The organism is Jiangella alba (assembly GCF_900106035.1).
In the GTDB taxonomy this organism is placed as follows: domain Bacteria; phylum Actinomycetota; class Actinomycetes; order Jiangellales; family Jiangellaceae; genus Jiangella; species Jiangella alba.
The window spans coordinates 3,708,359-3,722,547 of record NZ_FNUC01000004.1; the positions used below are offsets into that span (position 1 = coordinate 3,708,359).

Genomic DNA, 14,189 nt, shown 5'->3' on the forward strand with positions numbered 1-14,189 from the left:
CCGCGTTACCTCTCCTCGCGGCTCTTGCCACGGTGATGCATCACTCGTATGTTACCTGACACATCACAATCGGAAGGGGCCAGAAATGCGCATCCACCCGAGGCTGACGACCCGCGATCTTCCACCCGTTGCTGCTCTTCGGCGCAAGGCTACTTGATGACCGCCTCGACGCCCGCCGGCGTCGAGCTGCTGGCCATCCGCGATCTGCGGGTCACCTTCCGCGCGGCGGGCCGCGACGTCCACGCCGTCCGCGGCGCCGACCTGTCCGTCGCCGAGGGCGAGACGCTCGCCGTCGTCGGTGAGTCGGGCTCGGGCAAGAGCGTCACGATGATGGCGGCGCTCGGGCTGCTGCCGGAGAACGCGGAGGTGGCGGGGTCCATCCGGCTGCGCGGCCGCGAGCTGCTGGCGATGGACGAACGCGAGCTGCGCTCCGTGCGCGGCGCCGAGATCGGGGTGATCTTCCAGGACCCGATGTCGTCGCTGAACCCCGTGCACACCGTCAGCCGGCAGATCGCCGAGGCGATCCGCGCCCACGCCGACGTCTCCCGCGGCGCGGCGCACGCCCGGGCCGTCGAGCTGCTCGGCGAGGTCGGCATCCCCGACCCCCGCACCCGCGCCGACGACTATCCGCACCAGTTCTCCGGCGGGATGCGCCAGCGGGTCATGATCGCGATGGCGCTGGCCTGCTCACCTCGCGTACTGGTCGCCGACGAGCCCACCACCGCCCTCGACGTCACCGTCCAGGCCCAGATCGTCGACCTCGTGGACCGGATCCGCCGCGACCGCGGCATGGCGGTCATCTGGATCAGCCACGACCTCGGCGTCGTCGCCCAGCTCGCCGACCGCGTCACCGTCATGTACGCCGGCCGGGTCGTCGAGCAGGCCCCGTGCGCCGACCTCTTCGACGCCGCCGTCCACCCCTACACGGCCGGCCTGCTGCGCGCGATGCCGCGGCTGGACGCCCCGGCGGGGTCGCAGCTGGAGGTGATTCCGGGCGGCCTGCCGGACCCGGAGACCCAGCCCGAGGGCTGCGTGTTCGCCCCGCGCTGCGACCACGCCCACGAACCGTGCGCCGCCGCCCGCCCGACCCTGCTGCCGCTCGCGGCGGGCGGCGGCCACGCGGTCTCGTGCCACCGCTCCGGCGAGCTGAGCGCCGGAGGTGGCGAACTGGCCGCCGTGGTAGGTGGACCCCTCCCGGCCCGGGTGGGGCCCACCCTACGGGCGGGCACCGACAACGTCCGCGCGCGCGGAGCGGCGGCCGGCGCGGCCGGCCCGGGGCCCACCGCCGGCGCGCCCGACGCCGCCTCGGCCGCGGCTCCCGCGTCTCCGATCGTCGTCGCGCTCGACGAGCTGCGGGTGCACTACCGCGGCCGGAGCTCGTGGCGCCGCGCCGCCGCGCCGGTGCGGGCCGTCGACGGCGTGACGCTCGACCTGGAGCGCGGCCGGACGCTCGGGCTGGTCGGCGAGAGCGGGTCGGGCAAGTCGACGCTGGCGCGGGCGCTGCTCGGGCTCGAGCGGCCCAGCGGGGGCACCGTCGCGTTCGGCGGCCGCGTGCTGGACTCGATGAGCGCCGCCGGGCTGCGCGAGCTGCGTCGCACCGCGCAGATGGTGTTCCAGGACCCCGCCGCGTCGATGAACCCGGCGCTGCGGGTCGAGGACGTCGTCGCGGAGCCGCTGCGGATCAACCGCCGCGGCACCGCCGCCGAGCAGCGCGCCCGCGCCGCCGAGCTGCTGGAGGTCGTCGAGCTGCCGCGCGAGCTGGGCCGGCGCTACCCGCACCAGCTCAGCGGCGGGCAGCGGCAGCGGGTCGCGATCGCCCGCGGGCTGGCGCTGGACCCGCAGGTCCTCGTCTGCGACGAACCGGTGTCGGCGCTCGACGTGTCCGTGCAGGCGCAGATCATCACGCTGCTGTCGCGGCTGCAGGCCGAGCTGGGCCTGTCGCTGCTGGTGATCTCGCACGACCTGGCCGTCATCCGGACCATCGCGCACCGGGTGGCCGTCATGTACCTCGGCCAGATCGTCGAGCTGGGCGGCCGCGACGACGTCTTCGGCCGGCCGCGGCACCCGTACACGCGCGGCCTGCTCGACGCCGTCCCCGTCCCCGATCCGCACCGGCGGTCCCGTCCGGCACCCCTGGCCGGCGACCCCCCGAGCCCGGTGGCGCCCCCGCCGGGCTGCCGGTTCCACGAACGCTGCGCGTTCGCCCGGCCCGGGCTCTGCGACACGACTCCGCCACCGCTGGAGGAGCAGCGCCCCGGCCACTGGACGGCCTGCCATCTCGCCGACGAGATCGCCGCGTCGCCCACCCCCGATCCGGCCCAGCCGGCGACGGTCTGACCGGCGCCGACGCCACCGAACGCCCCCGGAGGTCCCCATGTTCCACCGTCGCATCAGCAGAGCCGCGGCACCTGCCGCCGCGCTCGCCGCCGTCCTGGCGCTCGGAGCGTGCGGCTCCGACGGCGGGACCGAGGACGCCGGGCCGGCCGGCGGGGGCGGCGCCACCACCGCCGAGTCGCTGCGCATCGGGATCATGTCCGAGGAGGGCAACCTGACGCCGCACACGTACGCGACCGGCTTCCCCGGCCTGAACCTCACGATGCTCAGCTACGACTCGCTCATGCAGGTCGACGAGCACGGGCAGCCGCAGCCGTGGCTGGCCGAGACGGTCGAGGGCTCGGCGGACGGCCTCACGTACACGGTCGGGCTGGCCGACGGCGTCAGCTGGCACGACGGCGAGCCGCTCACCGCCGAGGACGTCGCGTTCAGCGTCGGCTACTACCAGGCCGGCCCGCCCGGGCGGTTCGCCACCGCGCTCGGCAACGTGACGCAGGCCGTCGCGCAGGACGGGTCGACCGTCGTGCTGACGCTGGCCGCGCCGGACCCGTCGTTCGAGCTGCGCACCCTCGCCGACGTGCCGATCCTGCCCGAGCACGTGTGGTCCGCGGTCGCCGACCCGGACGTCGCGCCGTTCGACGAGTCGACGAACGTCGGCTCCGGGCCGTACCGGCTGGTGGAGTCCGAGCCCGGCGTCAGCTACTCGTTCGAGGCGAACCCGGAGTACTTCCGCGGCGAGCCGAAGGTGGACGAGCTGGTCGTCGTCCAGTTCGCCGACGAGGCCGGCGCCACCGCGGCGCTGCGGTCGGGCGAGATCGACACCATGATGCGGTCGATCTCGCCGGAGCAGATCGAGGTGCTGCGCGGCACCGGCACCCTGGACGTCGTCGAGGCGCCGGAGTACACGACGACGCTGCTGGTGTTCAACACCGCCGTGCCGCCGTTCGACCAGGCGGAGTTCCGCCGCGCCGTCGGGCTGGCCGTCGACCGGCAGCGGCTGGTCGACGACGTGTTCCTCGGCGCCGCCGTGGTCGGCAACGCCGGCTGGGTGCACCCGGACTCGCCCTGGTACGACGACTCCGTCGAGACCGTCCACGACCCGGACGAGGCAGCCGGGCTGCTCGACGGCCTCGGGCTGACCGACTCCGACGACGACGGCGTCCGCGAGCTCGACGGCGCGCCGCTCCAGTTCGAGCTGCTGGTCGCGTCGAACAACGCGCTGCGGATGCGGCTGGCCGAGCTGATCGGCGAGCAGCTGGGCGAGGTCGGCATCGGCGTCACCGTCAGCTCGGTCGAGATGCAGACGCTGGACGACGCGGTCTGGCCCGGCTACGACGTCGCGCAGGGCCGCAACTACGAGCTGGCGATGTGGGGCTGGTCGTCGGCCAGCCAGGCCGACATCGGCCAGATGGCGTCGCTGGTGGCCACCGACCCGGTGCTCGGCAACCTCAACATCACCGGCTACTCCGACCCGGACACCGACGCGCTCGCCGCCCAGCTGGACACCGAGCTGGACCCGGCCGCCCGCGAGGGGATCGCCGACCAGCTGCAGCAGCGGATCGCCGAGGAGACCCCGTTCGTGTCGCTGCTGCATCCGAACGGCGCCTACGGCTACAACCCGTCGGTCTTCGGCGACTGGGTGCCGATCACCGGCACCGGCCCGATGACGAAGCTGTCCTTCATCCCCGACGAAGGCCAGCCCTGACGATGCGCGCCCGGCGCCTGGGCCTCGCCCGCCTCGGCCAGTACGCCGTCGTGCTGGTCGTGGCGGTCTCACTGAACTTCGCCCTGCCGCGGCTGATGCCGGGCTCACCGCTCGCGCTCATCGCCGGCGTCGAGGTCGGGGAGATGACGGCGGAGGAGCGGGCCGCCGTGACCGCCGACGCCGGCCTGGACGAACCGCTGGTCGTCCAGTACCTCAGCTACTGGAAGAGCATCCTCACGCTGGACTTCGGCTACTCGTTCCGGCAGGGCACGCCGATCGAGGAGCTGGTGCTCGACCGGGTGCCGTGGACGCTGCTGCTGACGCTCACCGCGCTGGTGGTGTCGGCGGTCATCGGCATCGCGCTGGGGGCGTTCGCGGCCTGGCGGCGCGGCGGCGCGTGGGACGTGTCGTCGCTGGCGGTGATGATCGCGCTGGAGTCGACGCCGCAGTTCTGGCTCGGCATGCTGTTCATCGCGCTGTTCTCGGTGTCGCTGGGCTGGCTGCCGTCTTTCGGCGCCACCACGGCGGGCGCCGACCTCACCGGCTTCGCCTGGCTCGCCGACGTCGCCGAGCACGCCGTGCTGCCGGTGCTGACGCTGTCGATCCTCAGCATCCCCGCGGTCTACCTGTCGATGCGGTACTCGACGCTGTCGGTGCTCGGCGAGGACTACATCCGCACCGCGCAGGCGAAGGGGCTGCGGCCGCGCGCCGTCATGCTGCACCACGTGGTGCGCACGGCGCTGCTGCCGGTGACGACGGTGCTGGCGCTGCGGCTGGGCTGGGCGTTCGGCGGCACCGTCGTCATCGAGACGGTCTTCTCCTATCCAGGGCTGGGACGGCTGATGTACGACGCCGTCTCGGCCCGCGACTACCCGGTCATGCAGGCGACGTTCCTGGTGTTCACGATCGCGGTGCTGCTGGCCAACCTGCTCGCCGACTCGCTCTACCCCCGCCTGGACCCGAGGACCCGCGTATGACCGCCACCGTGTCCGCCGATCCGCAGCCCGGCCCGTCCGGTCCCGCACCCGTCGTGCGCCGCGGCCGGCGGCTGCGCGACCACACGACCGCGCTCGGTGCCATCGGCGGCGTCATCGTGCTGACGCTGGTCACCATCGCCGTCCTGGCGCCGGTGCTGGCGCCGTACGACCCGGCCGAGCGCGCCGGGACGCCGTTCTCGCCGCCGTCGCCGGACCACCTGCTCGGCACCAACGACGTCGGGCAGGACCTGCTCAGCGAGATGATCTACGGCACGCGGGTCTCGCTGACCGTCGGCATCGTCGCCGCCGCGGCCGCCATGCTCATCGGCACCGTCGTCGGGCTGATCGGCGGCTACTTCCCACGACTCGGCGCCGTCGCCATGCGCGGCGTCGACGTGGTGCTGATCCTGCCGTTCCTGCCGCTGCTCATCGTGCTGGCCGCGTACATGGGGCGCAGCATCGTCAACACCGTCATCATCATCGCGATCCTCATCTGGGCGCCCACCGCCCGGGTGATCCGCTCGCAGGTGCTGTCGCTGGCCGGCCGCGACTACATCGTCGCCGCCCGCTCGATGGGGGCCGGCCACGCCTACGTCCTCTGGCGGCACGTGCTGCCGAAGACCATGCTGCTGGCCATCGGCGAGTTCGTGGCCGCGACCAGCGGCGCGATCCTGCTGGAGTCGTCGCTGAGCTTCCTCGGCCTCGGCGACCCGCTGCAGGAGAGCTGGGGCTCCACCCTCTACTGGGCGCAGGCGCGCGGCGCGTTCCTCACACCGGCGTGGAAGTGGTGGGTGCTGCCGCCCGGCCTGCTGATCATGTGCTCCGCCCTCGGATTCGCCCTGCTCGGCTACGCCCTCGAGCAGCGCATCAACCCCCGCCTGCGCCGATCGTGACGGCGCCGGCACCGACAGAAGGGACCGCTCCATGACGAACGTCCTCATGCTCGCGAGCTACGGCCTGGAGATCGTCGAGTGCGGCGGCGCGATCGCCAAGGCGGTGGCCGCGGGCGAGACCGTCAACGCGGCCGTCCTCATGTGCCGCGAGGAGAGCCGGCCGCAGGTGGCGCGGGCGGCGGACATCCTCGGGGTGAGCGGCGACGTCGACTTCCTCGACGTGTCGTTCGGCGAGGTGGACCTCGCGTCGGCGACCAAGGTCAAGGTGGTGGAGCTGATCCGCCGCACCAAGCCCGACGTCATCATCATGCAGGACCCGCAGCACGCCCAGCACGACCTCGACCCGGACCGCCGCGTCATCGCGCTCCTCTTCGCCGAGGCCCTCGCCGTCGCCGGCCGCGACTGGCGCGTCGAGGAGTGCGGCGGCCACGACCCGCACCCGATCCCGACCATCTACTACATGACGCCCGAGCACCCCAACTGCGTCGTCGAGATCGGCGACGTGCTGGACAAGAAGCTCAAGGCGCTGCAGGAGCTGTCGTCGCAGAACACGTTCAGCGCGCAGCACTGGCTGGAGCACACCACGCCGGAGATCCTGCGCTCGGTCGTCCCCGCCTGGACCGACGGCGAGCTGGAGACGCTCGGCGCGGAGGGGCAGCGCGCGTTCTTCACGGCGCTCGCCCTGACCAACGGGCTCGCCTCCCACTCCGGCGCGGTGCTCGGCGAGCCGTACCGGCGCGAGGGCACGTTCGTCATGGACCGCCTGACGCGCTGACGATCGCGGCCGATAGGAGCCGACCGACGTCGCCGAGGAGGTGGTGGCCGCCCGTGACGATGGGGCGGCCATCGGCGATGACGGTGTCGACGTCGGCGGAAGTGGCGGCGAACAGCACCTGAGCAGGGTCGACGCCGGCGGTGCGGGGGGAGTCGAGGCGGACGGCGACGAGGTCGGCGCGGGCGCCGGGCGCCAGCCGGCCCGCGTCCGGCCAGCCGAGGCTCGCGTGCGCCGTCGCCGCGGCGAGCAGCTCCGCCGGGGAGAAGTGGCCGCGCTCCAGCGTGCGCAGCCGCTCGTGCGTCTCCAGCGCGCGGGCCTCCTCGAACAGGTCGATGACGGCGTGCTGGTCGGTGCCGAGCGACAGCGGCGCACCGGCGTCGAGCAGCGCCCGGGCCGGCCCGATGCCGTCGGCGAGGTCGCGCTCGGTGGTCGGGCAGAGGCACGCGGTCGTCCGCGCGGCACCGAGCAGGGCGATGTCGCCGGGCGTCAGGTGCGTCGCGTGGACGACGGTCGTGTGCGGCCCGAGCGCGCCGTGTTCGTCCAGCAGCCCGGCCGGCGTGACGCCGTAGGCCGCGAGGGCCGCTTCGTTCTCGGCCGGCTGCTCGGAGAGGTGGACGTGCAGCGGGCGGCCGGCCGCGGCGGCCGCGACGGCGCCGATCGCGTCGGCGGGCACGGCCCGGACGGAGTGGACGGCGGCGCCGACGCGCGTGGTGGCGTCGTCGCGCAGCAGGGCGAACCGTTCGGCCCAGCCGTCGGCGGAACCGTCGCCGAAGCGCAGCTGGACGCCATCCAGCGGCTGCCCGATGCCGCCGGCCAGGTAGCAGGTGTCCAGCAGCGTCAGCCGCAGGCCGGCGTCGAGCGCGGCCTGCCGCAGCGCCGCGCCCATCGCGTTCGGGTCGGCGTACGGCACGCCGCCGGGGCCGTGGTGCAGGTAGTGGAACTCGCCGACGGCGGTGACGCCGGTCAGCGCCATCTCGGCGTATGTGGCTCGCGCCAGCTCGTAGTACGTGTCCGGGGTGAGCCGCCCGGCCAGCGCGTACATCGCCTCGCGCCACGTCCAGAACGAGCCGTGCCCGTCGTGCGTGCGGCCGCGCAGCGCCCGGTGGAACGCGTGCGAGTGGGCGTTCGCGAACCCGGGCAGGACGACGCCGGGCAGCCGGACGTCGTCGGCCGACGCGGACGAGCCGGCCGCGACCGCGACGATCACGCCGTCGTCCACCGAGATCCGCACGCCGGACGACAGGCCGCCGGGCAGCCAGGCGTGCGCGGCCCAGTACGCCGTCACCGGGTCAGCTCCGCCAGCACGTCGGCCAGCGCCTCCACCCCGGCGTGGCAGTCGGCCCGCTCGGCGAACTCGGCCGGCGAGTGCGAGACGCCGGTCGGGTTGCGGACGAACAGCATCGCCGTGGGCACACCTGCCGCGCTGAGGATCCCGGCGTCGTGCCCGGCGCCGGTCGGCAGCAGCGGCGCGCCGCCGAGCAGGCCGCTGAGCCGGGCCGCCAGCGCGGGGTCGAACACGGTGGCCGCGGTCCACGACTCTTGCCGCGGCGCGAACCGGCCGAGGTCGGCGAGGACGGCGGCGACGGCGTCCGGGTCGGCGCCGCGGCAGTCCAGCCAGGCCCGCACCTCGGACGGGATGGCGTTGACGCCGTTGGGGTCGACCTCGATCTTTCCGACGGTCGCCAGCACGCCGTGCGCCGCGGCCGCCGCCCGGGCGGACGTGACCAGGTCGGCGAGGCCGAGCATCGGGTCGCGGCGGTCGTCCAGCGGCGTGGTGCCGGCGTGGTTGGCCTCGCCGGCCAGCGTGACCCGCCAGCGCCCGTGCGGCCAGATCTCGGTCGCGACGCCGACCGGCGCGGATGCGGTGTCCCCGTCCCCTTTGCAATGAGCACCGATACGCACCGGTGCGTCATGGTGCTCATTGCAAAGCGGCCCGAGCGCGAGCGCCCGGCCCTGCTCGACATGCAGTTCGACGAACGTGCCGACGCGGTCCAGCGCCTCGGGGTCGGCGGCCGGTTCGCGCAGGCCCTGCCGGCCCAGCGCCTGGGCGAGGCTGACGCCGTCGGCGTCGGTGAGCGCGAGCGCGCGGTCCACCGTCAGCGCGCCGGTGAGCAGCCGCGACCCCGCGCAGGCGATGCCGAAGCGGGCGCCCTCCTCGTCGCCGAAGTTGACGACGCCGATCGGCCGCGACGGCACGTGCCCGCGCGAGCGGAGCAGGTCGACGGCGGCGAACGCGGACACCACGCCGAGCGGGCCGTCGAACGCGCCGCCGTTGGGGACGGAGTCCAGGTGCGACCCGGCGACGACGCCCTTCGCCGCGGCGGACGGCTCGCCCCACCACGCCCACTGGTTCCCGGCCCGGTCGGCGACGGCGGTCAGCCCGCGGCGGGCCGCCTCGGCGGCGAACCACTCGCGCAGCGTCGCGTCGGCGTCGGTCCACGCGAACCGCCGGTAGCCGCCGCGCGGGTCGCGTCCGACCGGCTCGAGGTCGGCCCACATCGAGTCGAAGGAGGCGGTCATCCGTCGGCGCCCTCGCGCATCGGGACGCGGACGCCGCGCTCGGCGGCCACCTCGGCGGCGCGGTCGTACCCGGCGTCGACGTGGCGGATGACGCCCATCGCGGGGTCGTTGGTCAGCACCCGGGCGATCTTCTCGCCGGCCAGCGCGGTGCCGTCGGCGACGGTGACCTGCCCGGCGTGGATGGACCGGCCCATGCCGACGCCGCCGCCGTGGTGGATGGACACCCAACTGGCCCCGGACGCGGTGTTGACCAGCGCGTTCAGCAGCGGCCAGTCGGCGATCGCGTCGGAGCCGTCGGCCATCGCCTCGGTCTCGCGGTACGGCGACGCGACGGACCCGGCGTCGAGGTGGTCGCGGCCGATGACGACCGGCGCGGACAGCTCGCCGGACGCGACCATGTCGTTGAACCGCAGCCCGGCGACGTCGCGCTCGCCGTAGCCGAGCCAGCAGATGCGGGCCGGCAGCCCCTGGAAGCGCACCTTCTCGCCGGCCAGCCGGATCCACCGGGCCAGCGGCTCGTTGTCCGGGAACAGCTCCAGGATCGCGCGGTCGGTGGCGGCGATGTCGGCGGGGTCGCCGGACAGCGCGGCCCACCGGAACGGGCCCTTGCCCTCGCAGAACAGCGGCCGGATGTACGCGGGCACGAACCCGGGGAAGTCGAAGGCCCGGGAGAACCCGGCCAGCTGCGCCTCGCCGCGGATGGAGTTGCCGTAGTCGAACACCTCGGCGCCGGCGTCCATGAACCCGACCATCGCCTCGACGTGACGGGCCATCGACTCGCGCGCCCGCTGGGTGAACCCGGCCGGGTCCTTGGCCCGCTCGGCCGCCCAGTCCTCGAACGCGACGTCCACCGGCAGGTAGGCGAGCGGGTCGTGCGCGGACGTCTGGTCGGTGACGACGTCGATCTCTGCGCCGCGGCGCAGCAGGTCCGGCACCACCTCGGCGGCGTTGCCGAGCACGCCGATCGACAGCGCCCGGCGGTCGCGGCGGGCGTCGGCGGCCAGCCGCAGCGCGTCGTCCACCGACGCCGCCTGGACGTCGAGGTAGCCGTGCTCGATGCGGCGGGTGATGCGTGACGGATCGCACTCGACGACCAGCGCGACGCCGCCGTTCATCGTCACGGCCAGCGGCTGCGCGCCGCCCATGCCGCCCAGCCCGGCCGTCAGCGTCACCGTCCCCGCCAGCGAGCCGCCGAATCCCCGTCCTTTCCGAGCAAATTGTGCGGCGACGGCGGCGAACGTCTCGTAGGTGCCCTGCAGGATGCCCTGGGTGCCGATGTAGATCCACGACCCGGCGGTCATCTGCCCGTACATCGTCAGCCCGAGCGCCTCGAGCCGGCGGAACTCCTCCCACGTCGCCCAGTCGCCGACCAGGTTGGAGTTCGCGATCAGCACCCGCGGCGCCCACTCGTGCGTGCGCAGCACCCCGACCGGGCGGCCGGACTGCACGAGCATCGTCTCGTCGCCGCGCAGCGTGGTGAGCGTGCGCACCAGCGCGTCGAACGACGGCCAGTCGCGCGCGGCCTTGCCGGTGCCGCCGTAGACGACCAGCTCGTCGGGGTGCTCGGCCACCTCCGGGTCGAGGTTGTTCTGCAGCATCCGCAGCGCGGCCTCCTGGGGCCAGCCCTGGGCGGTCAGCCGCGAGCCGTGCGGGGCGCGGACGGGTCGTGGTCCGGACATGGGGTCCTCCTTAGTGCAGCGTGCCGGCGGCCGCCTGCGCGGCGGCGACGATCCGGCCGGTCGTGACGAGGTCGTGGACGGCGGCGATCTCCGGTGCGAGGTGGCGGTCCGGTCCGGGTCCGGCGACGTGCTCGCGGATGAGGTCGCGGACGGCGCCGGTGCCGGCCGCCGGGGCCAGCGGCGCGCGCAGGTCCAGCGCGCGGGCCGCCGTCAGCAGCTCCACCGCGAGCACGCGGCCGACGCCGTCGACGGAACGGCGCAGCTTGCGGGCCGCGGCCCAGCCCATCGAGACGTGGTCCTCCTGCATGGCGCTGGACGGGATGGAGTCGACCGACGCGGGGACGGCCAGCCGCTTCAGCTCCGACACGATGCCGGCCTGGGTGTACTGGGCGATCATGTGCCCGGAGTCGACGCCGGGGTCGTCGGCGAGGAACGGCGGCAGCCCGGCGTTGCGGGCGACGTCGAGGAAGCGGTCGGTGCGCCGCTCGCTGATCGAGGCGAGGTCGGCCGCCGCGATGGCGAGGAAGTCCAGCACGTACCCGACCGGCGCGCCGTGGAAGTTGCCGTTGGACTCCACCCGCCCGTCGGGGGTCACGACGGGGTTGTCGATCGCCGCGGCCAGCTCCCGCCCGGCCACCAGCGCCGCATGGTCCGCGGTGTCGCGGGCGGCGCCGTGCACCTGCGGCGAGCAGCGCAGCGAGTAGGCGTCCTGGACGCGGGTGCAGTCGGGCCCGCGGTGGCTGGCCACCACCTCCGACCCGGCCAGCAGCGCCCGCAGGTTCGCCGCCGACGCGCGCTGGCCCGGGTGCGGGCGCAGCGCCTGCAGGTCGTCGGCGAACACCCGGTCGGTGCCGAGCAGCGCCTCGACGCTCATCGCGGCCGCGACGTCGGCCACCTGCAGCAGGCCGCGCAGGTCGTGCAGCGCCAGCACCAGCATGCCGAGCATGCCGTCGGTGCCGTTGATCAGCGCCAGGCCCTCCTTCTCGGCCAGCTGGACCGGCTCGATGCCGGCCGCCGCCAGCGCCTCGGCCGCGTCGACCAGCGCGCCGGACGCATCGCGCACCGTCCCCTCGCCCATCAGCGCCAGCGCACAGTGCGCCAGCGGCGCGAGGTCGCCGGAGCAGCCGAGGCTGCCGTACTCGTGCACGACCGGCGTGAGGCCGGCGTCCAGCAGCCGCGCGTACGCCGCCGCCGTCGCCGGGCGGACCCCCGTGCGGCCGGTGGCCAGCGTCGACAGCCGCAGCAGCAGGAGCGCGCGGACGACCTCGCGCTCGGCCTCCGGGCCGGATCCGGCCGCGTGGCTGCGGATCAGGCCGCGCTGCAACGCGGCCCGCTTCTCCGCCGGGATGTGCTTCGTGGCCAGCGCGCCGAACCCGGTCGACACCCCGTAGTAGGGCACGTCCGCGACCGCCAGCTGGTCGATGACCTCGCGGCTGCGCGCGACCGCCGCCTGCGCGTCGTCGCCCAGCACGACACCCGCGCCGTCGCGGGCCACCGCCACGAGGTCGTCGAAGGACACCGGTCCGGTGCCGACCACGACGGTCCGGCCGGGGGAGGAGAGCTCGATCGCCATGAGGACATCACAGCGCTCCCGGCACCCCCTCGCAGCACCGACGGAGCTATTTCCGTCTCGGATCTGAGACAATGCGCCCATGCCCAACGCGCCGGCCGCCGCGCACGCGCTGGCGATCCTCACCTGCCTGGCCCGGCACGCCGAGCCGATGCCGGCGGCGGCCATCGCCCGCGAGCTGGGCCTGCCCCGGTCCAGCGTCTACCACCTGCTCGCCGTCCTGCGCGCCGACGGCTTCGTCGCGCACCTCGGTGAGGAGCGGCGCTACGGCCTGGGCGTCGCGGCGTTCGAGCTGGGCTCGGCGTACGGCCGGCAGGCGCCGCTGCAGCGCATGGCGCGGACGTCGCTGGCCCGCCTCGTCGACGAGACGACGCACAACGCGCACTTCGCCGTGCTGCACGGGCGCGACGTGCTCTACGTCATCGAGGACCGCGCCGCCGGCCGTCCGCCGCTGGTCACCGACGTCGGGGTGCGGCTGCCCGGCCAGCTGACGGCGAGCGGGCTGGCCATGCTCGCGGCACTGCCGGCGTCGCAGGTGCGCGCGCTGTTCCCGTCGCGCGACGCGTTCGTCCGCCGCCACGACACCGGCATCACGTCCTCGCGGGAGCTGCGCTCCGCGCTGGCCGAGGTCCGCCGCCGTGGCTACGCGACCGAGGAGGGCACCGTGACCCCGGGGTTCGCCTCGGTCGCCGACGCCGTGCGCGACCACAACGGGCATCCCGTCGCCGCCGTCGCCGTCACCTTCCCCTCCGCCCGGGTCGACGAGCCCGAGCGCGAGCGGCTCGCGGCGGCCGCCGTCCGCACCGCCGCCGAGCTCTCCTCCCGGCTCGGCTTCCGGCCGGCCTAGGCGGACAGGCGGTCGCGCGGTAGCTGCCGTGCCTGGTGCCGGAACTGTGCGGGCGATGAGCCGACCACGCGGCGGAACGCGGTGCTGAACGCGCTCTCGGACCGGTAGCCCGTAGCCTGTGCGAGCTCGGAGATCGACAACGTGTCGCGGGCGAGCGCGTCGCGAGCCAGGCTCATGCGCCATTGGATCAGGTACTCCAACGGCGGCACCCCGACGTGGCTCTTGAAGGCCTGGGCGAACGCGGAACGCGACATGTGGCTGATCTCGGCGAGCTCCTTCAGGCTCCAGGAGTGGGCCACGTCCGCGTGCACGGCGCGCAGCGCGGCGCCGATGCCGTCCTCGTTCAGTGCGCCCAGCCAGCCGGTGGGATGGTCCGTCTGACCGGCGTGCGCGCGCAGCATGTGCACGAGCAGGATCTGAGCGAGGTGGTTCTGCACCAGCGGGCCGCCGGCGGCGGTGACCCCGACCTCGGTGGCCAGGAGATCGATCAGCTGTGCGAGCCGCCTGCCATGAGGATCGGCCACGCGGACGATCACGAGTGGCGGTAGGAGGTCGGTGAGGAGGGCCGCGTTCTGTTCGTCGAACATGATCTGCCCGGCGCAGAGGTAGAGGTCGTCCTCGGACTCCGGGCCGATCCGCACGAACTCGTCTTCGGCGCCCGCCCACACCGGCGCCGCAGGGCGCGGGCTGGCGTCGAGGGCGCTGGCGAGTACGTAGGGCGGGGGGTTGCCCAGCATGAAGGTGTCACCCTCCTGCAGGAGCACCGGCTCGTGCCCGTCGAGGATCAACCAGCACGTGCCGCGCACGAGGCCGCCGACCCGCACGTGCAGGAACGGGTCGAAGCGCAACGCCCACTCACCAACGGCCCGGAGGCTGGGCCCGACCACCG

Annotated in this window: 11 protein-coding genes; 6 read left to right on the plus strand and 5 right to left on the minus strand. The window is 74.5% G+C overall.

The window, feature by feature from the left end; genetic code table 11:
• Positions 1 to 156: 156 nt before the first annotated feature.
• The 5 genes from BLV02_RS34785 to BLV02_RS34805 are packed head-to-tail and all read left to right on the plus strand — an operon-like array spanning position 157 to position 6,684.
• Entirely contained in the window at positions 157 to 2,337 is a 2,181-nt protein-coding gene (locus BLV02_RS34785) for an ABC transporter ATP-binding protein (protein WP_069111292.1), read from the plus strand.
• Positions 2,338 to 2,374: 37 nt separating this feature from the next.
• Entirely contained in the window at positions 2,375 to 4,039 is a 1,665-nt protein-coding gene (locus tag BLV02_RS34790) for an ABC transporter substrate-binding protein (RefSeq protein ID WP_069111291.1), read from the plus strand.
• Positions 4,040 to 4,041: 2 nt separating this feature from the next.
• Entirely contained in the window at positions 4,042 to 5,016 is a 975-nt protein-coding gene (locus BLV02_RS34795) for an ABC transporter permease (protein ID WP_069111290.1), read from the plus strand.
• Entirely contained in the window at positions 5,013 to 5,909 is an 897-nt protein-coding gene (locus tag BLV02_RS34800; RefSeq protein WP_083288596.1) for an ABC transporter permease, read from the plus strand. The genes BLV02_RS34795 and BLV02_RS34800 overlap by 4 nt, the downstream gene beginning before the upstream one ends.
• 31 nt (positions 5,910 to 5,940) lie before the next feature.
• The gene (locus BLV02_RS34805) at positions 5,941 to 6,684 is read left to right on the plus strand and encodes a PIG-L deacetylase family protein (RefSeq protein WP_069111289.1); all 744 of its coding nucleotides are present in this window, start codon (positions 5,941 to 5,943) and stop codon (positions 6,682 to 6,684) included.
• On the opposite strand, the gene BLV02_RS34810 is transcribed toward BLV02_RS34805, so the two are convergent.
• The 4 genes from BLV02_RS34810 to hutH are packed head-to-tail and all read right to left on the minus strand — an operon-like array spanning position 6,662 to position 12,456.
• Positions 6,662 to 7,969, minus strand: coding sequence for a formimidoylglutamate deiminase (locus BLV02_RS34810; protein ID WP_069111288.1), 1,308 nt, complete (start codon positions 7,967 to 7,969; stop codon positions 6,662 to 6,664). The two genes, BLV02_RS34805 and BLV02_RS34810, sit on opposite strands and share 23 nt — an antisense overlap.
• On the minus strand, positions 7,966 to 9,204 hold the full coding sequence (locus BLV02_RS34815) for an allantoate amidohydrolase (protein ID WP_069111287.1): 1,239 nt from the start codon (positions 9,202 to 9,204) through the stop codon (positions 7,966 to 7,968). Before BLV02_RS34815 ends, BLV02_RS34810 begins: the two co-directional genes overlap by 4 nt.
• Entirely contained in the window at positions 9,201 to 10,883 is a 1,683-nt protein-coding gene (gene hutU, locus BLV02_RS34820) for a urocanate hydratase (protein WP_069111286.1), read from the minus strand. Before hutU ends, BLV02_RS34815 begins: the two co-directional genes overlap by 4 nt.
• A 10-nt stretch (positions 10,884 to 10,893) precedes the next feature.
• A complete protein-coding gene (gene hutH, locus BLV02_RS34825) occupies positions 10,894 to 12,456 on the minus strand; it encodes a histidine ammonia-lyase (protein ID WP_069111285.1) in 1,563 nt (520 codons plus the stop codon).
• Positions 12,457 to 12,535: 79 nt separating this feature from the next.
• On the opposite strand from hutH, the gene BLV02_RS34830 reads away from it, so the two are divergent.
• Positions 12,536 to 13,300 (plus strand): IclR family transcriptional regulator, encoded by a 765-nt coding sequence (locus BLV02_RS34830; protein WP_074946917.1) that lies wholly within the window; start codon positions 12,536 to 12,538, stop codon positions 13,298 to 13,300.
• Here BLV02_RS34830 and BLV02_RS34835 read toward each other — a convergent pair.
• A complete protein-coding gene (locus tag BLV02_RS34835; RefSeq protein WP_074946919.1) occupies positions 13,297 to 14,187 on the minus strand; it encodes a cupin domain-containing protein in 891 nt (296 codons plus the stop codon). The genes BLV02_RS34830 and BLV02_RS34835 overlap by 4 nt on opposite strands.
• Positions 14,188 to 14,189 lie beyond the last annotated feature (2 nt).